16 protein-coding genes and 1 pseudogene are annotated in these 23026 nt (G+C 41.0%); 7 read left to right on the top strand and 10 right to left on the bottom strand.

Annotation, left to right across the window (positions count from 1 at the left end):
• Positions 1-51: 51 nt before the first annotated feature.
• The 4 genes from carA to FHG08_RS12740 all read left to right on the top strand — a co-directional run bounded on the left by carA (position 52) and on the right by FHG08_RS12740 (position 6178).
• Entirely contained in the window at positions 52-1188 is a 1137-nt protein-coding gene (carA, locus tag FHG08_RS12755; protein ID WP_008113125.1) for a glutamine-hydrolyzing carbamoyl-phosphate synthase small subunit, read from the top strand.
• Between the two features lie 16 nt (positions 1189-1204).
• Entirely contained in the window at positions 1205-4423 is a 3219-nt protein-coding gene (gene carB, locus FHG08_RS12750) for a carbamoyl-phosphate synthase large subunit (RefSeq protein ID WP_178956215.1), read from the top strand.
• Between the two features lie 50 nt (positions 4424-4473).
• Entirely contained in the window at positions 4474-4950 is a 477-nt protein-coding gene (gene greA / locus FHG08_RS12745) for a transcription elongation factor GreA (protein WP_010388635.1), read from the top strand.
• A gap of 169 nt (positions 4951-5119) precedes the next feature.
• On the top strand, positions 5120-6178 hold the full coding sequence (locus tag FHG08_RS12740; protein WP_178956214.1) for a S66 peptidase family protein: 1059 nt from the start codon (positions 5120-5122) through the stop codon (positions 6176-6178).
• Between the two features lie 45 nt (positions 6179-6223).
• Here FHG08_RS12740 and FHG08_RS12735 read toward each other — a convergent pair whose 3' ends face one another.
• On the bottom strand, positions 6224-6880 hold the full coding sequence (locus tag FHG08_RS12735) for a nitroreductase family protein (RefSeq protein ID WP_178956213.1): 657 nt from the start codon (positions 6878-6880) through the stop codon (positions 6224-6226).
• A 127-nt stretch (positions 6881-7007) separates the two neighbouring features.
• Here FHG08_RS12735 and FHG08_RS12730 point away from each other — a divergent pair, with 127 nt between their 5' ends.
• Positions 7008-7949: a LysR family transcriptional regulator gene (locus FHG08_RS12730; protein WP_178956861.1), complete on the top strand. Its 942-nt coding sequence runs from the start codon at positions 7008-7010 to the stop codon at positions 7947-7949.
• A 20-nt stretch (positions 7950-7969) separates the two neighbouring features.
• Here the strand turns inward: FHG08_RS12730 and FHG08_RS12725 are convergent.
• From FHG08_RS12725 to FHG08_RS12715, 3 genes and pseudogenes are all read right to left on the bottom strand, one after another.
• A pseudogene (locus FHG08_RS12725) lies at positions 7970-8858 on the bottom strand (dienelactone hydrolase family protein).
• A 129-nt stretch (positions 8859-8987) separates the two neighbouring features.
• Positions 8988-12140, bottom strand: a complete 3153-nt coding sequence (locus tag FHG08_RS12720) for an efflux RND transporter permease subunit (protein WP_178956212.1) — start codon at positions 12138-12140, stop codon at positions 8988-8990.
• A gap of 3 nt (positions 12141-12143) precedes the next feature.
• Positions 12144-13316 carry an efflux RND transporter periplasmic adaptor subunit gene (locus FHG08_RS12715; protein WP_178956211.1) on the bottom strand — a complete coding sequence of 391 codons (1173 nt, stop codon included), beginning with the start codon at positions 13314-13316 and terminating at the stop codon, positions 12144-12146.
• 171 nt (positions 13317-13487) lie between these two features.
• Here FHG08_RS12715 and FHG08_RS12710 point away from each other — a divergent pair, with 171 nt between their 5' ends.
• On the top strand, positions 13488-13751 hold the full coding sequence (locus FHG08_RS12710; RefSeq protein WP_041708812.1) for a YkgJ family cysteine cluster protein: 264 nt from the start codon (positions 13488-13490) through the stop codon (positions 13749-13751).
• Positions 13752-14203: 452 nt separating this feature from the next.
• Here FHG08_RS12710 and FHG08_RS12705 read toward each other — a convergent pair whose 3' ends face one another.
• A complete protein-coding gene (locus tag FHG08_RS12705) occupies positions 14204-16057 on the bottom strand; it encodes a TonB-dependent siderophore receptor (RefSeq protein ID WP_178956210.1) in 1854 nt (617 codons plus the stop codon).
• 202 nt (positions 16058-16259) lie between these two features.
• On the opposite strand from FHG08_RS12705, the gene FHG08_RS12700 reads away from it, so the two are divergent.
• Positions 16260-16763 carry a peptide-methionine (S)-S-oxide reductase gene (locus FHG08_RS12700; RefSeq protein WP_178956209.1) on the top strand — a complete coding sequence of 168 codons (504 nt, stop codon included), beginning with the start codon at positions 16260-16262 and terminating at the stop codon, positions 16761-16763.
• Between the two features lie 71 nt (positions 16764-16834).
• On the opposite strand, the gene FHG08_RS12695 is transcribed toward FHG08_RS12700, so the two are convergent.
• The 5 genes from FHG08_RS12695 to FHG08_RS12675 all read right to left on the bottom strand — a co-directional run bounded on the left by FHG08_RS12695 (position 16835) and on the right by FHG08_RS12675 (position 22940).
• The gene (locus tag FHG08_RS12695; RefSeq protein ID WP_178956208.1) at positions 16835-17176 is read right to left on the bottom strand and encodes a hypothetical protein; all 342 of its coding nucleotides are present in this window, start codon (positions 17174-17176) and stop codon (positions 16835-16837) included.
• Positions 17177-17668: 492 nt separating this feature from the next.
• Positions 17669-18220 carry a DUF4136 domain-containing protein gene (locus FHG08_RS12690; RefSeq protein WP_008109277.1) on the bottom strand — a complete coding sequence of 184 codons (552 nt, stop codon included), beginning with the start codon at positions 18218-18220 and terminating at the stop codon, positions 17669-17671.
• Between the two features lie 105 nt (positions 18221-18325).
• Positions 18326-21118 carry an ATPase gene (locus FHG08_RS12685; RefSeq protein WP_178956206.1) on the bottom strand — a complete coding sequence of 931 codons (2793 nt, stop codon included), beginning with the start codon at positions 21116-21118 and terminating at the stop codon, positions 18326-18328.
• Positions 21115-21663 carry a hypothetical protein gene (locus tag FHG08_RS12680; protein WP_010388659.1) on the bottom strand — a complete coding sequence of 183 codons (549 nt, stop codon included), beginning with the start codon at positions 21661-21663 and terminating at the stop codon, positions 21115-21117. Before FHG08_RS12680 ends, FHG08_RS12685 begins: the two co-directional genes overlap by 4 nt.
• Before the next feature lie 5 nt (positions 21664-21668).
• Positions 21669-22940, bottom strand: coding sequence for a hypothetical protein (locus tag FHG08_RS12675; protein WP_010388660.1), 1272 nt, complete (start codon positions 22938-22940; stop codon positions 21669-21671).
• Between the last annotated feature and the right edge of the window lie 86 nt (positions 22941-23026).

Raw genomic sequence — 23026 nt, 5'->3', positions numbered from 1 at the left:
GGGTGTTAAGCAATTTGTTTACTCCCGTTTTTTACTGTTAGGAGGTTTAACTTGACTAAATCCGCTCTGTTAGTCCTAGAAGACGGCACAGTGTTTCGCGGTACTGCAATCGGCGCTGACGGCATGTCAGTCGGTGAAGTAGTATTCAATACGTCTATGACTGGTTATCAAGAAATTTTGACTGATCCATCGTACGCGGAACAAATCGTAACTTTGACGTACCCACATATCGGTAATACGGGTACCAACAGCGAAGACGAAGAAGCGAGTCACATTTGGGCTAAAGGCCTAGTGATCCGTGATTTGCCACTGCTAGCAAGTAATTTTCGTAACGAGCAATCGTTAGATGATTACTTAAAAGAACGTAATATTTTAGGTATTGCGGACATCGACACCAGAAAACTAACCCGTATTTTGCGTGACAAAGGCGCACAAAATGGCTGTATTGTTGCTGGTGACGAACTAGACGAGAAAAAAGCGCTCGAAGCCGCGCAAGCCTTCCCAGGCTTAAAAGGTATGGATTTAGCAAAAGTTGTCTCAACCAAGGAAAATTTTGAGTGGCGCGAATCAAGCTGGACATTAGGCGAGGGGTTTAAAACCTTACACGCTGATGATGAAAAGTTTCATGTTGTTGCCTACGACTTCGGTGTTAAACGTAACATTTTACGTATGCTTGTTGATCGTGGTTGTAAACTGACCGTTGTCCCAGCACAAACCTCTGCCGCTGACGTACTAGCCTTAAACCCAGATGGTATTTTCTTATCAAACGGCCCTGGCGATCCTGAGCCATGTACTTATGCCATTGATGCAATTAAAACCTTTTTAGAAACCGACACGCCAATTTTTGGTATTTGTTTAGGGCATCAACTACTAGCACTTGCCTCAGGTGCTAAAACAGTAAAAATGAAGTTTGGCCACCATGGTGGTAACCACCCAGTTAAAGATCTTGACCGCGATGTTGTAATGATCACTGCACAAAACCACGGTTTTGCTGCAGATGAAGCCACATTACCAGATAACTTACGTGCTACGCACAAATCGTTATTTGACGGTACATTACAAGGTATTCACCGTACAGATAAACCAGCGTTTAGCTTCCAAGGTCATCCTGAAGCAAGTCCTGGTCCGCACGATGCAGCCCCATTATTTGACCACTTCATCGACTTGATGCAAGCGCGTAACCACTAATTTAACCGGAGTAATAATGCCAAAACGTACCGATATAAAAAGCATTCTTATCTTAGGCGCAGGCCCAATTGTAATTGGTCAAGCTTGTGAATTTGACTACTCTGGTGCTCAAGCGTGTAAAGCACTAAGAGAAGAAGGCTATAGAGTTATATTAGTTAACTCAAACCCAGCCACTATCATGACTGATCCAGAAATGGCCGATGCAACATACATCGAACCAATTCACTGGGAAGTGGTAGAAAAAATTATTGAAAAAGAAAAGCCAGATGCTGTACTGCCTACAATGGGTGGTCAAACGGCATTAAACTGTGCGCTTGATTTAGATAAGCACGGTGTATTGGCAAAGCATGGCGTTGAGCTTATTGGCGCAACAGCCGATGCAATCGATAAAGCAGAAAACCGTGAGCGTTTTGATGTTGCTATGCGTAACATCGGCCTTGAATGTCCACGTGCTGAAATTGCCCATTCAATGGATGAAGCGCGCGATACCATGACCCGAATCGGCTTACCGTGTATTATTCGTCCTTCTTTCACAATGGGCGGCACCGGTGGCGGTGTGGCTTACAACATGGAAGAGTTTGAAGAAATTTGTGAGCGCGGTTTAGACCTTTCACCAACCAGCGAGTTATTAATTGATGAATCGTTAATTGGTTGGAAAGAATACGAAATGGAAGTTGTTCGTGACAAAAAAGACAACTGTATTATCGTCTGTTCTATTGAAAACTTTGACCCAATGGGTGTGCACACAGGTGACTCAATCACGGTTGCACCAGCACAAACATTAACCGACAAAGAATACCAAATTATGCGTAATGCCTCTATGGCCGTATTGCGTGAAATTGGTGTTGAAACCGGCGGTTCAAACGTACAATTTGGTGTAAATCCAGTTGATGGCCGTATGGTTATCATCGAGATGAACCCGCGTGTATCACGTTCATCAGCGCTTGCATCTAAAGCAACAGGCTTCCCGATTGCTAAAATCGCAGCTAAGCTTGCTGTAGGTTACACGTTAGACGAGTTACAGAATGATATTACTGGCGGTAAAACCCCAGCATCGTTTGAGCCTTCAATCGATTATGTTGTAACAAAAATTCCTCGCTTTAACTTTGAAAAATTTGCCGGTGCAAACGACCGTTTAACAACGCAAATGAAATCAGTAGGCGAAGTAATGGCGATTGGTCGTAACCAACAAGAGTCATTACAAAAAGCATTACGTGGTTTAGAAGTAGGCGCAACGGGCTTTAACCCAATTGTGGCGCTTGACGACCCGAAAGCAAAAGAAAAAATCATTCGTGAATTACGTGAGCCTGGTGCAGAGCGTATTTGGTACATTGCCGATGCGATGCGCCATGGAATGAGCGTTGAAGATGTGTTCGAATTGACTAAGATTGACCCTTGGTACTTAGTACAAATTGAAGACATCCTAAAAGATGAAGCTAAAATTTCAGAAGTCGGTATGGCCGGCTTAAATGCAGACTTCTTGCGTAAACTTAAACGCAAAGGGTTTGCTGATCCGCGTATTGCAGAAATTGCTGGTGTGTCAGAAGCTGAAATTCGTAAAAAGCGCCATCAACTCAATATTGTACCTGTATACAAACGCGTTGATACGTGCGCCGCAGAATTTAGCTCAGACACTGCTTACATGTACTCATCTTACGATGAAGAATGTGAAGCTAACGCATCTGACCGTGATAAAATCATGGTAATTGGTGGCGGTCCTAACCGTATCGGCCAAGGTATTGAATTTGATTACTGTTGTGTACACGCAGCCCTTGCGCTTCGCGAAGACGGCTACGAGACCATCATGGTTAACTGTAACCCTGAAACGGTTTCTACCGATTACGACACATCTGATCGTTTATACTTTGAGCCAATTACGCTTGAAGACGTACTAGAAATTGTACGTGTTGAAAAGCCAAAAGGCGTTATCGTGCAGTACGGTGGTCAAACACCACTTAAACTAGCGCGTGAGCTTGAAGCTAACGGCGTGCCTGTAATTGGTACTTCACCTGATGCCATTGACCGTGCAGAAGACCGTGAGCGTTTCCAACAACTTGTTGAGCGTTTAGACTTACTGCAACCAGAAAATGCGACGGTTACCTCTACTGAAGAAGCACTACTTAAATCAGTTGAAATTGGTTTCCCACTGGTAGTGCGTCCTTCGTACGTATTAGGTGGTCGTGCGATGGAAATTGTATACGATGAGCAAGACTTACGTCGTTACATGACCGAAGCGGTATCTGCATCAAATGAAGCGCCAGTATTACTAGACCGTTTCTTAGATAACGCGATAGAAGTTGACGTTGACGCAATTTGCGACGGCGAGCAAGTGATTATTGGCGGTATCATGGAGCATATTGAACAAGCGGGCGTTCACTCTGGTGACTCAGCATGTTCATTACCAGCTCACTCGCTAACGCAAGAAGTGCAAGATGTGATGCGTAAGCAAGTAACTGATATGGCACTTGAACTTGGCGTAGTTGGTTTGATGAATACACAGTTTGCGGTTAAAGATGGCAAAGTGTATCTAATCGAAGTAAACCCACGTGCAGCACGTACAGTTCCATTTGTATCTAAAGCAACGGGTGTAGCACTTGCAAAAGTAGCGGCACGTTGTATGGCGGGTCAATCTTTAGCAAGCCAAGGCATTACTAAAGAAGTGATTCCACCTTACTACAGCGTAAAAGAAGTGGTATTGCCATTTGCTAAGTTCCAAGGTGTGGATCCTATCCGTGGACCTGAAATGCGCTCAACGGGTGAAGTAATGGGTGTTGGTGATACTTTCGCCGAAGCGTTTGCAAAAGCACAATTAGGTGCAAGCAACACTTTACCACGTGGTGGTCGCGCGTTACTATCTGTACGTAATAGCGATAAGCCACGTATTGTAGAACTAGCTAAAACCATGACAGAACTTGGTTTTGAGCTAGATGCAACAGGTGGAACAGCTGCTGCACTTGAAGATGCTGGAATTACGGTTCGCCGTGTAAATAAAGTATACGAAGGTCGTCCGCACATTCTTGATAGAATCAAAAATGGCGAGTATAGCTATATCGTTAATACCACCGAAGGTCGCCAAGCGATTGAAGATTCGAAGGTGTTACGTCGTGGTGCATTGCAACACAAAACCAATTATACTACGACATTGAATGCGGCATTTGCTAACTGTACTGCTAACCAAGCAGATGACCGCAGTAAAGTGACGTCTGTTCAAGAACTACACCTGCGATTGAACTAAGGAAATGTGCCAAGGCCGTAACCACGGCCTTGGGATTAAGTGAGAAAAGTATGCAATCAATTCCAATGACAGTTCGTGGCGCAAAATTATTGCGCGATGAGCTTAACGAATTAAAAACTGTTACCCGTCCAAAAATTGTATCTGATATTGCTGATGCACGTGAACACGGTGACTTAAAAGAAAATGCTGAGTATCACGCTGCGCGTGAGCAACAGGGTTTTTGTGAAGGCCGTATTCAAGAAATTGAAGCAAAACTTTCAAACATGCAGATGATTGACGTAACAAAGATGCCTAATACAGGTAAAGTGATTTTTGGTACTACAGTAACCATCGTTAATGTTGAAACCGACGCTGAAGTTAAATATCAGATTGTTGGCGATGATGAAGCAGATATTAAAAGTAATTTAATTTCTGTTAATTCACCAATTGCTCGCGGCTTAATTGGTAAACAAGCGGATGACGCTGTGATTATCAAAACGCCAAAAGGTGATGTAGAGTACGAAATCATTGAGGTTGAGTATATTTAATTAGTTAACTCACTTTAACGTTTTATAAAAACCAGTGCTTAGTAATAAGCACTGGTTTTTTTATGCTTGGTTTTTATATTTGGTTTAGAATCGGTTGAATATTATTCATTGTTTGTAAATGTAGGCTATGTTGTTATGGTAGTAACCTATTCTTCAATAAGGAAATAATATGGCAAATATACTGTATCCGGCACCTTTAACAGTGGGATCTAAAATCGCCGTGTGTTCTTTATCAGCGGGGATCAAATCAAAATATCATCCACGGTTAGATATTGTCATTAATGGCTTAAAACATCGAGGTTATCAGATTGTTGAGGGGGAGTTTTTACGTCAAAACGAGCCGCGAACTCAAGTTACAGCTAAGCAGCATGCCAAGCAATTAATGGACTTTTTATTAGATGATGAAATAGATGCGATCATGCCGCCAATGGGCGGAGAGCTGGCAATGGAAATATTGCCTCTGCTTGATTTTAGCGCAATTAAAAACGCTAAACCTAAATGGTTAGTGGGCTATTCAGATGTCAGTACGATTGCTTGTGCACTGACAGCAAAATGTAATTGGGCAACACTGCATAGCGCTAATTTAATTCAATTACACCCTGATGAAAAAGACCCGTATTGTTTACAAATTTTTGAAAGCCTAAGCTATGAGGCTAGCAGTGAGTTTGAGCAAGCCCCCTCGACTTACCATCAACATAGCAAGCCTGATTACGCACAAAACCCGAATGCATTATTTGATCACAGCGTTCCCACCCAATGGCAATGTTTAAATTACACCGATAAGCGCAGTATTGAAATGTCAGGGCGGTTGTTTGGTGGGTGTCTTGATACGGTTGGGCTGTTACTTGATTCGCCTTTTTTAGCTCTGCATGAGTTTAAAAAGCACAATGCCTCGCAAGGTATTGTACTTTATTTAGAAAGCGCAGAGCTCACGCCAGCGACCGTTGCACGATTTTTATTGTCACTTAAATTAGCGGGCATGTTTGATGATATAAATGGGGTGATTATTGGTCGTCATGTGACCTTACAAGGGCAAGACCCAGGGTTTGATTATCGCCAAGGCTTAAATGCCGCTTTTGGTGGGTGTTTATTTCCGGTGATCATTGATGCTGATATTGGCCACATTCCTCCTAATTTAAACTTAGTTAATGGTGCATTATGCACTGTTACCGCAGATGTTGAACAAGGCAAAGTGCTCAGTGCATCTGTGGTTACAAAACTAGCCTAGTAATAATAAACTGCTCACTTACTATTTAAAGTGAGCAGTTATGACTTATAAAACCTGAATAATTTGTTCTTTGCTTAAACGTGATTTTGGCAGCTTAGCATTGTAGTCTTCTTCTGCGTCATGGTAGCCCAGCGCAAGTGCGACATCACAGATGTAGCCGTCTAATTCGCTTGCGAACTCTTCGCCAATCAGTTGTGCATCAACGCCTTCCATCGGTGTGGTATCAATCCCTAAGCGTGCTGCTGCATGCATAGTATTGCCTAAAGCAATGTAGGTTTGTGCTTTAGTCCAGGCGGCATTATTACCCTGCTCATCGGTATTTAAATCCACAAACGCAAAGGCGCCAAAAGCTTGCTCGCGGTTTTCTTTTTGAGTTCGGCCATTTTTTATATCAGCATCAATCACTTGGCCATAATTTTCACGTGTGTATTGTGGATTATGAGCAAATAAAATAATGTGTGACGCCGCTTTAATGTGTGGCTGATTAAATTGAAACTTATTAGCAAAGGTACTGTGCATACGCTCTTTTGCGGCATCAGATTCAATCACAATAAATTTCCAAGGCTGTGAATTAATAGACGAAGGAGAAAGACGCATAGCATCATACAATACCGCTAAATCGTCTTGAGAAATGCGCTTTGTAGCATCATAACGTTTAGCGGTGTGGCGGCTTTCAAGATCGCGAATAATAGGGTGAGTCATAGTCTCTCCATAATAAAAAAGGGCTGATAAATAGTGTTCATTGAGTGTATGAGCAGCATAATACAATTTGCTTTATTTAAAATAAACAGCATAATTATTGAATCATTATCAAATAAAAATAGATAATATGCAGGTTGATGACTTAAAACTGATTTTAAAAGTAGCGGAGTGTCGAAGCATTACGCTAGCAGCAGCCAAGTTAGATATGCGCACAGCAACGGCCAGTGCTGCTATTAAGCGTGTAGAGTTGGCACTTGGCTGTGAATTATTTATTAGAACCACTCGGCATTTGCGTTTATCTAGTGCAGGGGAGCGATACATTCCCCAATGCGAACAAGCTCTGGCCGTGCTTGAAACGGCAAGGCAAAACCTTAAAGGAGAACATGATGCCATTGAAGGGGAGTTACGGGTAGCTACCTCATCTGATTTAGGGCGCAACTTAGTGATCCCTTGGATTGATGAAATCATGGATAAGTACCCAAGTGTGAGCTTGCGTACGCACATTAGCGATAGCAATATTGATTTTTTTCGTGATTCGGTTGATATAGCACTACGTTATGGCTCACCCAGTGATAGCAGTGTATATGGATTTAAAATTTGCAACGTACCGCGACTACTTTGTGCTACACCTACCTATTTAGCTAAATATGGTGAGCCAGAGCACCCAGATGATTTAGCGCAGCATCACGGATTATTTTACCAGCTGCAAGATATTATCAATAATGTGTGGGAATTTACCGACGGCGGGAAAAAATACAAAGTAAAAATGCAGGGCAAACGTGCCTCAAATGATGGCGATTTAGTTAGGCGTTGGTGTGTTGCAGGTAAAGGTTTAGCGGTTAAATCAGCGTTAGATATTGCCGATGACTTATTAAATAAACGCGTTGTTACTGTGATGAATAATTACCAGCATACCTGTGGTGAGCTGTGGCTCATTTGCCCAAGCAGGCAATCGATTACTCCCGCTGTACGACTATTGCGTGATGTGTGCAGAGAAAAAACCGCTCACTTATTGAATCAGCTAGTAAAGCAGGGGATTGTTGATAAACGCATATTAATTAACGAGTAACAAATACACGTTTAGTAACGTTAACTTAAATAGTTTTTAAAAAACGCCAAGGTTCGCTGCCAAGCAAGTTCGGCACTCTTTTCATCGTAACGGCCAGTTGAGTCATTGTGGAAACCATGGTTTGCACCTTCATACTTATGCATGATGAACTCAACATTGTTAGCATTTAAGCTTTGCTCATACTCAGGCCATGTAGCGTTAACCCGTTTATCAAGTTCACCTAATTGAATCATTAACGGCGCTTTTATATTTTTGTGTAAGCTTTCACTTGCAGGTGTGCCATAAAAGGGCACGCCCGCGCTCAATAAGTTACTGTCTACTGAGCCTAAATAATTAACAATATAGCCACCAAAACAAAAACCAACCGCGCCTAATTTACCATTACTATTTGGCTGTGCTTTTAAAAAGTGAGCAGCGGCTACAAAATCATTTTGTATTTTAGTGCTCAAGGGTACGTTGCATGGCTCGACCTTCATCGTCGTTGCCTGGGTAGCCACCCAGTGGGTGCAACGCATCAGGGGCAAAGGCAATAAAGCCGGCTTTAGCCAGTCGCCTTGCAACATCTTTTACATACGGATTTAAGCCGCGATTCTCGTGTACTACTAATACAACAGGTAGCTTGCCTTGTGTATTTTTTGGAACCACTAAATAGCCTTTACCCGAACCATGACCATCAGGCGAATCAAATTCTTGGTAAGTGGCTTTTATGTCATCGTCGTTAAATGAGACCTGCTCAGCTTGAGCGTAATTAGGTAATAATGCACCTGTAAGTACTGTCATTGAAAAGCCCAATGCGGCTAAGCCACCGAGTTTTTTCATAAACGTGCGTCTATCAATTAAACCATGAGCGTATTCGTCATACCAATCAAATGCTTCTTGAGGAATGTGTTCAGACTGAGGGGAGGTCATAGTAGTGCCTTATTTTATTATGATTATTTAATACCATAACGTAAAAGGCATAAAAAACGAGCAGTTTAATTTATAAATAAAAAGCTCGGCATAATTATGCCGAGCTTTTTTGGTTGGGATTTTACTGAATTAACTATTGGTCGTTGCTGGTTGGCCATCGACAATAGGGTCTTTACCGCGCCACTTTCGAATTATGCGTTTTGTATCTTCAAGCGCAACGTACTGACACGGTATAAGAATAAGCGTAATTACTGTGGCAAACAGCACACCAAAGGCGAGTGATACTGCCATAGGTATTACAATTTTTGCTTGTAAACTGGTTTCCATAATAATCGGCATTACGCCAATAAAAGTAGTGACTGAGGTTAGTAATATGGCTCTAAAGCGACGCGCTCCGGCTTGCATTACCGCTTCTTTTATTGCCACACCTTCTGCACGGGCTTTGTTTACAAAATCCACCATAACAAGCGAATCATTAACCACTATACCGGCTACAGCGATAATGCCGAACATTGATAGCCCGCTCATGGTCATACCTAAAGCCATATGACCGAACATAGCACCCACAACACCAAATGGGATCACCGACATAATGATCAGTGGCTGAGAATATGAGCGAAGCGGGATGGCCAGTAGCGCAAAAATAATCATTAATGAGATTGCAAAATCACGTAGTTGTTCATTAGCACTTTCCATCTCTTCTTGAATACGCCCAGCAACATTACTTTTTACACCAGGGTAGTTTTTAAGCAGTGCCGGTAAGTAAACATCACGAATTTCTTGTGCAATGGCAAATGGCTCTACTTCGTCACTATTAACCGCAGCCCACACATTAACAGTACGATTTGAGTTTTCACGTCTGATACTGCTTACGCCGTCAACTAGCTTGACTATAGCTATTTCACTCAAAGAAACTTCAGCGCCCGCAGGAGTGATAATACGCGTATCTTGAATGTTGCTTATTGAGTTACGCTCGCTTTGCGGGTAACGAATCATTACTTTGATTTCTTCACCTTCACGCAGAATACGCTGTGCTTCAAGGCCGTAATAGCTAAAGCTTACTTGAGAGGCCACATCAGCAAGGGTTAAGCCCATACTGTAAGCAAGTGGTTTTAAATCAAGTTGCACTTCGTCGGTGGCACTTTGCAGTGAGTCATTTACATCACCTACACCTTCCATACTTTGTAACTTAGCTTTTAGTTTGCTAGATACCTCTTTTAACTCGTCGGCATTTTTTCCTTCGAGTCTAAAGCTAACGTCGCCATCATCACGACCACCACCAAAAATACTATCTTGAATGGTGAGTGTTTTAAGCCCCGGTAGCGGTGGCATTTTTTCACGCCACATAGTGCTTAGCTCAAAGGTATCGATTGGGCGTAAGTGAGGCTCTACTAAAATGGCCATAATACTCGCATTAGTACGACCACGCAGACTAACAGACAAATCACGGATCATAGATTGGCCATACTGCTGCTCTAGTTCTTTATCGACGCTCAGTAATACATTTTCTATTTTACGCGCTGTTTCAAGCGTGGCTTGCTCAGAAGAGGCAAGGTTCATTTCTAGCGATATACGCGGAAAATCATGCGGAATTTTAGGATTTGGTACAAATTTAACCATTCCACCGGCAAAGAGTCCTGCACTGACAATTAAAATACATAAAAAGCCAATAATCACGGTATAGCGATAATGGATACAACGACCGATAAATGGAGTGTAATAATGTTCAACAAAATGCTTTAAGCCACTATCAACTGCATTACGTAATTTATGTAATGGGTTTTTAGGATTAGGCTTACGCGGGTTCATTGCTGCGATGTGTGCAGGTAAAATTAGTTTTGATTCAATCAGTGAAAAAATTAAGCATAAAATAATCACTACACCAATTGCTTTCGAAAACGCAGCGCTCGGCCCTGAAGCCATTGCTTGAGGTAAAAATGCAGCAATAGTGGTTAGTACACCAAAGGTTGCTGGCATGGCTACACGTTTTACACCACGAATAACGTTGTTAAGTGAGTGCCCATGTTTTTCAATTTCAGCACTGGCCGACTCACCTACAACAATGGCATCATCAACCACAATCCCTAAAACAATAATAAAGGCAAACAAAGACACCATATTAATAGTAATGTCTAAAAAGCCGATAGGCATAAATAAGAATGCCCCTAAGAAAGACACTGGGAGGCCCATCATTACCCAAAACGCTAATCTAAGTGGTAAAAACAGCGCTAATACCAGCATAACTAAAATACCGCCCCACACCATATTATCGACCATCATGTCGAGGCGACCTTCAAGGTAGTATGTTAAATCAACGATGGGTGATAACTTAACGCCTGCAGGAAGTTGATTTGCTTTGTCTGCTAGGTACTTTTTAAGGACTTTAGCAACAACGGTAATGTCTTGATCTTTTGAGGCATCAATTTCAAACGACAGTGAATTTTTGCCGTTGTATTTAGAATATAGTAAGCCTTCTTCAAAGCCATCATTAATGGTGGCTACATCGCCTAATTTAATTTGAGCACCGTCTGGTAATGTAATTAGCGGTAATTTTTCAAATTCACCGCCACGATAGGCTTGCTTTTCGACACGCATCGAAATGTAGCCAGTATCAGAGCGAATTTGCCCCGCCGACATATTAGTAGAAAAGCTTTGTACCGCATTAGATACATCTCTAAATGTGAGTCCATATTCGCGAAGTTTATCAGGGCTAATTTCAATACCAATTTCGTAGTCTAAGCCACTGTAAAAATCAACTAGGTTTACATGAGGAAGGTTTTGCAATTCATCTTTAATATCATTGCCAAGTTCTTTTAATTGGTAATAACTCATATCACCATAAAGCGCGAGTATCATTACTTCTTGCTGAAATTTTTCACGCTGAACAACAGGGCGTTCCATACCCGCAGGAAACGTATTAATTGAATCTACTTGCGCTTTTATTTCATCTAGCGCTTCTTTGGCGTCATATTTTTCTTCAATCTCAACCCAGGCTTGTGCATAGCCTCGATTAGAATAAGTGATTAAACGCTTTATACCTTCGGTTCCTTCAAGGTTTTCTTCAATTTTTATAGTAATGCCTTCTTCCACTTCTTGTGGTGCGGCACCAGGGTAAACAGCTTGAATACTTACCCAGTTACTTTCAAATTGAGGGAATGCTTGCTTACGAATGGTTAGCGCGGTTAACAACCCACCAATCAAGATAAAAATCATGATTAGGTTAGCTGCAACGGGGTTACGCGCAAACCACGCAATTAACCCTTTTTCATCAGTTGTGGTCATCGTTTACTCTCCTTTTAATGCAAGTTGAGTAACGTCTGGTTTGGTCACAGTGTCTTCAATTTTTACTGCCATTCCTTCGCTAGGGTATTCAAGAGCAGAAGTTATCAGTTGTTCTCCCTCTGCTAAGCCTTGATTTGCGATGACCATGCCATCTTGTTCGCGAATAATATTGAGTGTTTTAAATGACAAAGTTAAATCATCGTTTAACACTGCAATTTTATTATTTTTAACCAGATGATGAGGAACAACAATAGCGCCATTAACGGCGCGACCTTCAATTGTAGCGTTTATATATGAGCCAAAACGAAGTGGCTGAACCCCTTCATATGGGGTTTGAAGTTGGGCAACCAAATAACTCATTCGGCTTTTTTGATCAATCACACCTTCACTTCGTACCACTTTAGCCTGCCATGTAGTTTCTTTACCTGCGTATTGTGCATTAAATTCAACTGTTGCGCCTATGCCACTATTATTAAGGTATTGCAGCTCTTTATCGGCAACAGGTAAACGCACCTCGGCGACCTCAGTTGAACTAAGAGAGCCAAAGCTATTACCAGGATTAACTACAGAGCCTAAACTAATGCTGCGCTCGTTTATAATCGCATCGTAGGGAGCTTTAATATATGTGCGTTCTAAATTACGTTTAGCACGTTTTACACTTGCTTGGGCTGAGCGATATCGCGCCATTTTTTCTGCTAATTGCGGTTTACGTAAATACAGTGCTGATGCAGTAACATCGCTTGAGTCTGCTTTAATGCGTTCCCATTCGGCTTTAGCAACATGCGCTTGTGCGCGTTCAATTTCGAGTGCTGAGCTTGCTTGGGCAAGGCCTGCCTCTGCTTCAATTAAATCAGCTTCATAATCATTTGGATCAATTCGTGCTAAAATGTCGCCTTGCTTTACAAAGGCACCTTCAACAAATTGTCCTGCAACTGAAATAACTTGGCCACTCACCTGAGCAATCAATTCAGTGCGGTCTTTTGGTTGCACAATACCGTACGATTTTACATCGAGGGTAATTGCATCAAGGTGGACTGGTTGTGCTGCAACCAAAGGGCGCATGTCTTGGGGGGGCTTTTCTTCTGGTGGCTTTTTCATTGCAGAAAAGCCTGCTGCGAGGCCAATGCCACCAACAAGGACCGCGATCGGAAGTATTATTTGTTTTTTAGTCGCCACAGGGCATTCCTTCATAAATTGTGCTGATGGGCTAATGATACGCAATAAAGTGTTTACAGTGTGTTTGAAGATGTAACAAGTCATTGCACAAAGCGGTTACAAATAGAACGAAACACGCTATTTATGTACAAAGCAGCAACAAAACAATTGAAATTTATTACTGAGGTTAGAATGAAAACACAATCAATGGCGTGCCGTTTAGGCTGTGGAGCATGTTGTATTGCGCCGAGTATTAGCTCGCCAATTCCAGGTATGCCAAACGGTAAAAAGGCCGGAGAACGTTGTATTCAGCTGGATGAACGTAATTTATGCAAGCTATTTGGTGATGAGTCGCGCCCAAAAGTGTGCAGTGACTTTAGTGCCACGTTAGATGTATGCGGGACAACCAATGAGCAAGCATTAACGTTAATTACCGAATTAGAGCAATTAACCTAATTTATTGTATTAAATACACATATATTTACAATTAATACGTTTGAAAAGTGTAGACACTTACTTTGTGTTTCTAAAACCCATACTCAGAGAAGAAAATTACGTATCTACTTTACATTGTCGCTAGTGTTACCTCATTTATTTCTCATTTAATTCTCTCAGTTCATAATTTTTTAATTATAAATGCACAAAGAGGGCGAAGAGGCGCTGCGCTTTAAGAGTGAGTGACTTAGACATAAAGTTATTTGGCTTAGTTACTAGTGATTTCTCATTCACTTCTCTTTGCTCATACTATTTCAATTATGCATGTACACAGAGGAGGGGATTCTGCGCTTTTAGAGTACTTAGGGAGGGCTGCGAAATGAAATTTCTAATTCAGCTTTCTACTGGTCTGTGTCTTATTTTAACTTAAAAGATAAGCTCAGCGTGGAGTAAGCCCTCGCTGAGCGATAAAGTTACCAGCTATACGTGGCACTTAGTGTATATTGCTCGCCGCGCCCTGGCGTACCTGGAATTTCTTCAAACGACTCATCCCACAAGTTATCAGCCGCAAGACTAATAAAGAAGTTAGGCACAGCTGGCGGAGTTATTTTTACCGTCAGCTGAGTAAATAGCGCTTCGTCGCCTGAACGGCGCAGCGCATTGTTATGCTGTTTACGCCACTCATTATCTACACGAAACTCTAATATATCCATTGGGTTCCAAATCGCACCGAGTGTTACACGATGATCAGGAAAATTTAAGGCATAAAAGCTAGCGTCAATATTTTCAGCGCCGTAGGTTTCTGTTTTATGTAAGTACGCATAGCTGGCAATAATTTCTGCGTTATCAAATTGTTTAGTGGCTAAAAACTCAAGGCCTGTAGTATCAATATCAACAGGCTGTGCAAATCGTGCAGAGCTTGAATCAAAGTTAAATGTCCAATCGGTTAGGTTGTTATCTTTACGATAAAAAAGCGCTGAATTGAGTTGCCAGCTTTGTTGCTCAAGCAATAAGCCCAGCTCTAAGCTTTTGGTGGTTTCACGCTCAAGGTTAGCGTTACTTCTAAACAAACCACCTGATTCACTGCCACCAATGGCGGTGTAGCCTGCTACTTGGCTTGCCTCGGCATACGATAAATACAATGTTCGCTCAGTGCCATCGTTATTTTGGGTATTGAAACTAACATCACCAATTAGCGATAGCTCGGAATCATCACGACTGGTGTTATCAAATGTAGCCCCTAAACGTACAGTTAGTTGCTGATCACTTGCAAGGGATGTTTTGTATTCTGGTAATAAACTAATCTTAAAGTAGTTACGTGAAGTAAAGTTATTTTCAAGGGTGGTGGAGTCAATACTATCTTCTATATATTGCGCCGAGTAATTAACCGCAACTGACTTTGTTTGCGCATGACGACCTGAAATAGCCAATGATTTTACTTGTGTTTCATGAAATGCTTGGAACGCGCTTGGGTTTTCTCTTGAATAAACATAATGATCGTTATGCTCGCGGTAATAAGCGGATACTTCAAATTCACTGTTGGTAGCATAGGCTTGTTTATGGTTGAGCATCCATAATTGAGTTTCTAAGTCTTCGGTTTCATTGACACCAAATGGGGTATAAAGGTTTGGCCAACCAAAAAACTTTTCTTGTAAGCCGTAAAATAAATCAGTTTGTGAATCGCTCCCAGTTAACTGCACTCTGCCAGAAGTACGGGTAAAATCATGGTCGCCAAAATCAATTGAACCATCACTTTGTGAGTGCGAATATTCACCTTCAAAACCAATATGCCAATTAGCGTTTGCTTCAAGTGGAGAACTCAAACCTGCATGAATTGTTTGTAAGTTAAAGTCATTTGAGCCTGCGCCCAAAGAGACACTGCCACCGGTTGTTATTGGTTTCCAAGCAAACGACACAGTACCCACAGAGCTATTCATGCCATAAAGTGCGTTATCGGCTCCGGTTAATACGCTGGCACCCGTTAGCATTTGTGGTGCAATAGGAATTTCTGCAAAGTAGTGACCAGACTGCGGGTCAAGTAGGGTTGCACTACCGACTCTAAAGCCGGTATTTTCAAAAATACCACCGCGTATCGTTACATCAGCTTGTGCTTCAGCCATATTGCGTGATTGCAAGTCAACACGCGGGTCGTATTCTAAATTTGAAATAGGTGAATCAAAAGTGCCTACTGGTAAGGTATTGGCAGTGGGTGACGCTTCAATTGTTATTTTTTCTATGGTTGCTGTTTCTTTACTCTGCTCTGCATAAGCAACAGTTGAAATACTGGCTAGTACGGCCGGTATTATAAGGTGCGGGGCACGATTCATATCATTATTCTCATTTTATGCAATGACGCTAAAAATTAAATACCTTATCATTTTTATCACATGATAAGGTAAGCTCACTAAGCTAGGGTGATTTTGGGCGCTATTGTACATTAATGATAAAAAACTGCATTTGATAATCAAACCTAGCGTTACAAAATAGTAACTCTGCAACCTATAAATTATTTACATTGGTCACTTTATTATGCAAACACAACAATCGAGTCATTCATTAAATCAGCACACACTTTATTTTGCTGGTGGTTGCTTATGGGGCGTGCAAGAGTTTATGAGGTATTTACCTGGAGTAGTGACTACTGAGGCGGGGCGTGCCAACGGCACGAGTAACACAACACAAGGTGAATACGATGGCTATGCCGAATGCGTGAAAATAACCTTTGATGCCCAAGAAGTAACCTTAAATGAATTAATTGGCTATTTTTTTGAGATTATTGACCCATACAGTATCAATAAACAAGGTGACGATGTAGGCGAAAAATACCGCACCGCCATTTTTAGCCAAGACAGCAATCATTTAAACATCGCCAAAGACTATATTAGCCAGCGTGATGATGCTGAAAAAATAGCGGTACAAGTAGCGCCATTGACTAATTATGTCCCTAGCGATCCTGAGCATCAAGACCGTTTAACCAATCACCCTGATGATTATTGCCATATCCCACTTGATTTATTACACAAGTATAAATAACAACTTCATTGGGGAGTATTTGAATAAAAAAGACTGGTAACTAATAAAGCTAAAATTAGCTGTTACCTCGTTTATGCTTTTTTTTTAGATTTATTAGGCTTTTTCTTTTTTCGAGGAAACTTATCTCTAGAAAGGTAGGGCACAGCTAAAAAGTAGATCCCAGTTCCTAAGTAAAAAAGAAGGTTAAAAAGATAAGCAAATGGAGAGGTCGAGAAAAAATAAACCTCAGACTCCACTCGATAATCTGTTGGTGTATGAACATAACCGTCGTATATAGATTTTCCTGCGATTATTATAAGTAATAACCCCAAAGCCCAAAAGACTAAAGAGAATGAGATTTGATTCAATAGCATTCTCGTATTACTGATATCTACATATTTTACTTTTGGTTTCTTATTTTTTGATTGCTTCATTTTGGCCAAAAAAAGTAATAATGATTGCTACCAGTATTCCTACCAAGCCAATGCTTGAAAACATTAGACCTGTCTCTTATACACATCTGACGCTGCCGACGATCGCATAAGTGTAGGCTGGTTATTAACAATAAAAAATACCAATAATTTTTATAATCGTGAGTGTTTTATTCGAACAAAACCATGTTTGACAAGAAGGGCATTGTTTTTCAATAAAAATACTATTTTTGTTAATATTTTTTATATCTTTAGCTGCAAAATTACTTTTACAATTTGGGCACGTTTCTTTCATTTTAATCCTTTAATTTATCTCACAACTTTAAACACAACGTTTACTAAACGTCTTATTGATTAAGCTTTATCCTTGTAACATGATTACTATAGCATTGAGCTATCACCTTGTTAATGTGTAACTTATTACTTTATAGGTAAACAGTCTTTAAGCCATAAAAAAGCCCGCAAACATGCGGGCTTTTAAATATCAATTAAAGTTTATTGCTGCGCTTTAGGCGGAAAGTTACTTAAAATATTGGCAACCGTTTCCTTAATAGCGGCTTCACGTTGTGATGGGGTTTGTTTTTTCTTTAAACGACCATCTTTAGCACCACGCCAAATTAATTGGTTTGACTCACGATCAATAATATCGATAACTAATGTGCCTACTTCATATTCGCGTGCGCTTACATCGTGGTTAAAGCCTGTGCCCCAGTAACCCCAACGCGCACCGTAGCCTACGTTAAAGCTGTCAACTTCAAGCTCTTTATCTACACTTGCATGGTAATTAACAAGTACATCAGCTTGCGCTACATCAACCAATTGCATACCTAATTGTTGGCTTAGTTGGTTGTTTACCGCATTGCGAACGCGTTTTTCCATAAGCCCACTGATTTGGTAGTTATTCGTGTCTTTGGTTAGACTCGCGTTTTCTACCCAAGCAAACGTTTTGTAGTTACTAAAGTTTGCTGATTTATCGTAATCCCAATCGGGCGTTTGTGTACAGGCGGTTAGTAATGCCAGTGCTGCGACAATAAATATGTGTTTCATTCCGTTTGCTCCAATAAAGTGCGTTTGTTTAAACTACCATGGGCGAGGGTAATTTAAAATCTATAAAATAAGTGTAACTGGCTAAGATGAATAGCCAATTAATTCTTAGTCTAGCTGAGGTGATTTATGTTCAACCTCAATCCAATCTTTTTCATCTACCCAGTTTTGTGCGCCGTCTTTTACTGAACGAATTGGCACAATATAATCACAACTTATTTGCGGTTTAACCGAGGCAAATATTGGCACAAAGCCAAAGCTCAGGGCAGTTTCTATAATTGCCTTTTGATTTTGCGGGTCGATATCAGCCGCTTCATCTATATAAATAGGTATACGGTATAAGTTTTGTTCCTGATCGCTTAATAAATAACGAATAAACAACATGCCACATAATAGCTTAATGGTGATACGTGTACCATTTGAGCCAGCCGAGTCTATCTTTTCAAAGTGCTCGGTTTCACCTGCACGGTTAACCACTTCAAAACGAATATCAAACAAATCGGTGAGGGTCAGACCTGCTTTGTCTGAGGCGAGTTTAATTAAATGATCTTTTGCCTCGTTTACCGCGCTCTCGCTATAAGGTTCTTGGCTGAGTAAATCTAGGGTATCGCCTTGTTCAAATTGGTTAGAGGTACTGATAATGGTATCAATACTATCTACCAACATTTTGCGCGGGATAATATTAATTTTAAACGCTTGCAGGTTTGAGATGCGGTGCTGGCTAATGCCTTTATTAAAGCTATTCATTTCACGGCGTAAGCGGTCTAAATCTTCGCGCAGTCCTTTAATTGTAGCGGCTACTTCGGTGAGGGCAACGCGACCTTGGCGCTCAACTGCATCGCGCTCGTTATCAATGTTATGAAACGCGCTAATAAGCTTTTGATATTTACTAAACTCATCGTTTTCGTTATCAAACTTAGTGATACCGGCATTATAAATATGCATATAGGTATTACGTACATTTATATCGAAATTACGTAGCTCTTGGCAGTCCTTATTAAAGTGATGAATTAAATCGCTTAAATTATCAAAATCGATTTTTATATCAATCATGTAAGGCGTTACTTTACCACTGTATAAATCTAAAGTGTGGTCAATACGCTCAGTTTTAACTTGGCGTAAGCGCTCTGTTTGACGATTAATTTGCGCTTGTTTTGATTTGATTAACGAGCGTCTATCAGCAATTGAGCCACTGTTTTTTTGAATATCTTGTAGGTAATCGTCAACTTGTTCGCGCTCGGCTAAAAGCTGCTCTTTTAGCATTGCTTGGGCGTCAACTGACTGTTGCATCACTTCAAATTGCTCTAAGCGTTTAAGTGCACTTTCTGCACTCATAAGCTCCTCGTATAGCGCGTCTTTTTCTTTTTGTTTATCAGCAACATTGGCGGCCACTTCGCGCTGTTGTTTAAACTCTTTTAATGATTGCTCAAGCGCGGTTAACTGAGCGCTCAGTTGCTCTTTATTTTCGCCGCTTTGCATTTGTACTGGTGAGAGCTTTTTAAGTTTAATACTGGCACCAGGTAGGGTGAGTATACCGCCTTTAACATTTTCGCTCAGCTGTGATAAAAATTCACCAAAGGCGTCTTCGTCATCAATGGTTATATCGCCATTACTGGTGGTGGCAAAGGAGAGAAGATCGGGGTTCAATAGCCGCGATATTTCTTCTACTTCTTTAAGTGATAAGTCTTCACGCATACGGGTGAATAAATTAAATTCTAAGTTTTTAAGTTGTAACTTTAAGCTCTTAATTTGTTTTTGTGTTTCACCAATACGGTAATCAAGGGTGTGCAGACTTTGCCCTTGAGCACTCGTAATAGAGTGTGACAACGACTCGTAGTCATTTTTTAACTGCGTTAGGTTGCTTTTGATAGTGGCTTTATTAACCAGCTCAAATTCACTTTTAAGGGCGTTGAAATCTAAAAACCATTGTTCAATTTGAGTTTGCTTGCGCTCTATATCGCGCGATTGTTGCACGTATAGCCCTTGCTTTTGTTCGAACTCGTGCTTTTCGTGCTCAATGTCTTCAAGGGCGATGTTGAGCTCGCTTAGTTGCTCTTCTTGGTAAGCATCAAAATCAATCAGTGCTTGGTCAATTTTTGGTGCATAAGCGGCCAGTTTACCTTTAAGAACGGTTTGGTTTTCAAGCATAGATTCAAGGGCGGCTATGGGCTCTTGCATTGACTCAAGGGCTTTTAATTCACGTTTTGCGCGGTTTACTTTATCAAACGAACGGCGCCAAACCTCGTAAAAGTCGACCTTAGAATTTGACATATGGCGTTCAAACACACGGAGCATAAAGCGCTTAACGTCGTTTGCGCCTAATTTATGTAAATTAAGAATACGACGAAATATTTCTTTGTATATTGCAGAGTCTTGAACGTTGTTAAGGGGGATCATTTTTAAATTGATCTCACCGTCAAATTGCGTTGCTCCGCCTGTCAGTAGGGCGTTTAACTCTTGTGCTTTAAGCTCTATTGGGTTGTAACCTTGCTGCTTTAAGTGATTAAACAGCTTGGTAAACTTAATAATGGTATTGCCTTGGGTGTACTGGGCTAAATCAAGCTTACCTTGATAGCAAAAGTATTGGTGTGCATAACCGGCAATTTTACCTAAGCCGGCTACGCCAATGACGACTGAGCCATGGGGCAAATCGGCTTGCAATAAAATGTACGATTGATCTGATGAAAAATAAAACTTACGGGTTTCATCTAAATCGTGGCCATCCCACTCGGTTAGGCGTAAATCGTTAATTAGCGGAAATTGCAGTGCATTAATTACTGAGCTTTTACCTGTGTTGTTAGGGGCACAAATCGAGCTACTTTTATCCAGTGGGATCACACATTTTGCATAGCCTGCGGTATTTAGTAGGGCGAGTTTACTCAGTCCGTATAAATTTTTCATTGCTCGTCCTCACTAATAAAGGTCTCTTCGTTTACTTCCATTAAGGCATCAATATAGCGGTGAATAGGGGCTTGCAACATAAAGCCACCTTCTACTTCGCGGGCAAGGCCTAAACGTACCATGCGTAAATACACATCTTTTCGTAAGTCAGAACCCGAAAATATCTCAAGCTGATCAAATAAATGTTTATTAAGTTGCACCAAGGTTTGCATGAGCTCTAAATCGTTTGGCTCGTCAAATAATGCGCGCATTGGGTCTTTACCTGTATTGGCAAAATGCTCTATTAAAATGTAAATAGTGAGCGCTACAGCGCGGGAAATCTTACCCATGTTTGGGGTGCTTTCATCGCTGGCAAAATAATAAAAACCACGGCTATCGTGTTTTAACTCGTGGCCTAGTGCTGTAAATAAGGCAGTATAAGCGTCTATTTGTTGGTCAAGCTCTTGCCACATTACGGTGTCTTGTTCGCAAATGTGGTAACCGGCGACTAATTTTTTATTAATGGCTTGTAAGTGAGAAAGCTCATCTAAGTTTATATGGGTCATGGTGATTACTCGTGCTCGGCTTTATCAGCCTGAGGCTCTGAATTAAAGGGATATAAATTAAAGTGCTGGCCTGCAATGTTAACGCGGGCTTTTTTATCGCTTTGGCTAATTTCTAGGGTGCTATCGCTTACCAACTTTTGATACAAAAACAGCATTTCATCGGCTTCAAGCTCAGGATAGCTTTCATCTAAAAATTGCAGCAAAGGCTGTGGTTTTTTACGCTGCTTTTTAAAGCGTTTGGTAAATTGCGCTTTTACATCGTGATAGTCAGGAATGTTTGGCGTGACAAACGCGGGCACATCATTTTGTTCTGGTAGCTGATATTCGTGGTGTTCAAACTCAGCTAAGCTTGCCATATAGGCAACAATATGACGCTGTTGACCCAATGAATACTTTTGCGCATCGCTTACAAAATGGGGTTGCACGGCGCTGAGCATATTATCCACCCCGTTTTTACGAATTAGCCCTAATACTTTTGCCGCTTGGCGGGTAATAAGGTTATTACGGCGCAACTCTTCACGCAGTGGCATTAGCATATCGGCACTTTTACGTAAGCTTGTCCGGCCAACTAGATGCATTTCGAGAATACGAGTACGTAATTGCTCAAGCATACGTTTATCACTGTACGCCTTGCCTGAGCGTTCAATATGTTCTATTTGGGTGCTAATTTGTTGCTCAATTAGAGTAAAACAGGCATGAAAGTCGCCTCTAATATCGACCATTTCTAGCATGGGTTCTATATATTCATCAAACGCTTCTATGACGGCTTTGTAGCGCTTTTGCAGCGATTGCACCGCGTTATTTGATTTGGCTTGCTCAACAATATTTAAAATGGCGTTTTCGTTATGTAAAAACAGCTTAATTATTTTACGAACCCGATCATCCATAATGCGGCTAAAGCGACGTAAATCATCAAAATCTTCCATTTCACCGGCATTAGATAGCCGGTTACCTAAGCGAGCTAAATCATCAACCAATACACTAATTTCTTGTGCTAAGCCTAAATGTTCTTCTTGAAGTAAAAAGGTAGCAAAGTCCGCAATGGCACGGTTAATTTCTAGTTGTGACGATTTAGCCAAGGGAATAATGATTTCTTGATTTAATAACCGATTGGTTTCTTTATAAATACGCTCATTATTCCACGTCGGTTGCTTTTGTTTTATGGCATTTTGTAAATCTTTAATACTAAAGTCGGCCATTTTAAAGCGTTTAAATAATAGCTCTAATACACCCCAATGCTCAGTGAGGGTATTAAGTAGCTTTTTAGCTGGGATCATAAGGCGTTACAACATCCTAGTATTCGTTATTTTATATTTCTTGAACTTATATGGTATTCGTTTTTGCGACGATTTAATAATAGTTT

The organism is Pseudoalteromonas sp. Scap03, assembly GCF_013393115.1.
Classification (GTDB): Bacteria; Pseudomonadota; Gammaproteobacteria; order Enterobacterales; family Alteromonadaceae; genus Pseudoalteromonas.
The sequence above is the reverse complement of the archived record's forward strand: the minus strand, read 5'-3'. Positions and strand labels throughout refer to the sequence as shown.

Excerpts from the sequence above, each read along its gene's own strand:
- carB (WP_178956215.1), top strand. The coding sequence starts at position 1,205 with ATGCCAAAACGTACCGATATAAAAAGCATTCTTATCTTAGGCGCAGGC.
- FHG08_RS12705 (WP_178956210.1), bottom strand. The coding sequence starts at position 16,057 with ATGAATCGTGCCCCGCACCTTATAATACCGGCCGTACTAGCCAGTATT.
- FHG08_RS12680 (WP_010388659.1), bottom strand. The coding sequence starts at position 21,663 with ATGACCCATATAAACTTAGATGAGCTTTCTCACTTACAAGCCATTAAT.
- FHG08_RS12730 (WP_178956861.1), top strand. The coding sequence starts at position 7,008 with ATGCAGGTTGATGACTTAAAACTGATTTTAAAAGTAGCGGAGTGTCGA.
- FHG08_RS12675 (WP_010388660.1), bottom strand. The coding sequence starts at position 22,940 with ATGATCCCAGCTAAAAAGCTACTTAATACCCTCACTGAGCATTGGGGT.
- FHG08_RS12710 (WP_041708812.1), top strand. The coding sequence starts at position 13,488 with ATGAAAACACAATCAATGGCGTGCCGTTTAGGCTGTGGAGCATGTTGT.
- FHG08_RS12700 (WP_178956209.1), top strand. The coding sequence starts at position 16,260 with ATGCAAACACAACAATCGAGTCATTCATTAAATCAGCACACACTTTAT.
- FHG08_RS12685 (WP_178956206.1), bottom strand. The coding sequence starts at position 21,118 with ATGAAAAATTTATACGGACTGAGTAAACTCGCCCTACTAAATACCGCA.
- FHG08_RS12690 (WP_008109277.1), bottom strand. The coding sequence starts at position 18,220 with ATGAAACACATATTTATTGTCGCAGCACTGGCATTACTAACCGCCTGT.
- FHG08_RS12740 (WP_178956214.1), top strand. The coding sequence starts at position 5,120 with ATGGCAAATATACTGTATCCGGCACCTTTAACAGTGGGATCTAAAATC.
- FHG08_RS12735 (WP_178956213.1), bottom strand. The coding sequence starts at position 6,880 with ATGACTCACCCTATTATTCGCGATCTTGAAAGCCGCCACACCGCTAAA.
- FHG08_RS12695 (WP_178956208.1), bottom strand. The coding sequence starts at position 17,176 with ATGAAGCAATCAAAAAATAAGAAACCAAAAGTAAAATATGTAGATATC.
- greA (WP_010388635.1), top strand. The coding sequence starts at position 4,474 with ATGCAATCAATTCCAATGACAGTTCGTGGCGCAAAATTATTGCGCGAT.
- FHG08_RS12720 (WP_178956212.1), bottom strand. The coding sequence starts at position 12,140 with ATGACCACAACTGATGAAAAAGGGTTAATTGCGTGGTTTGCGCGTAAC.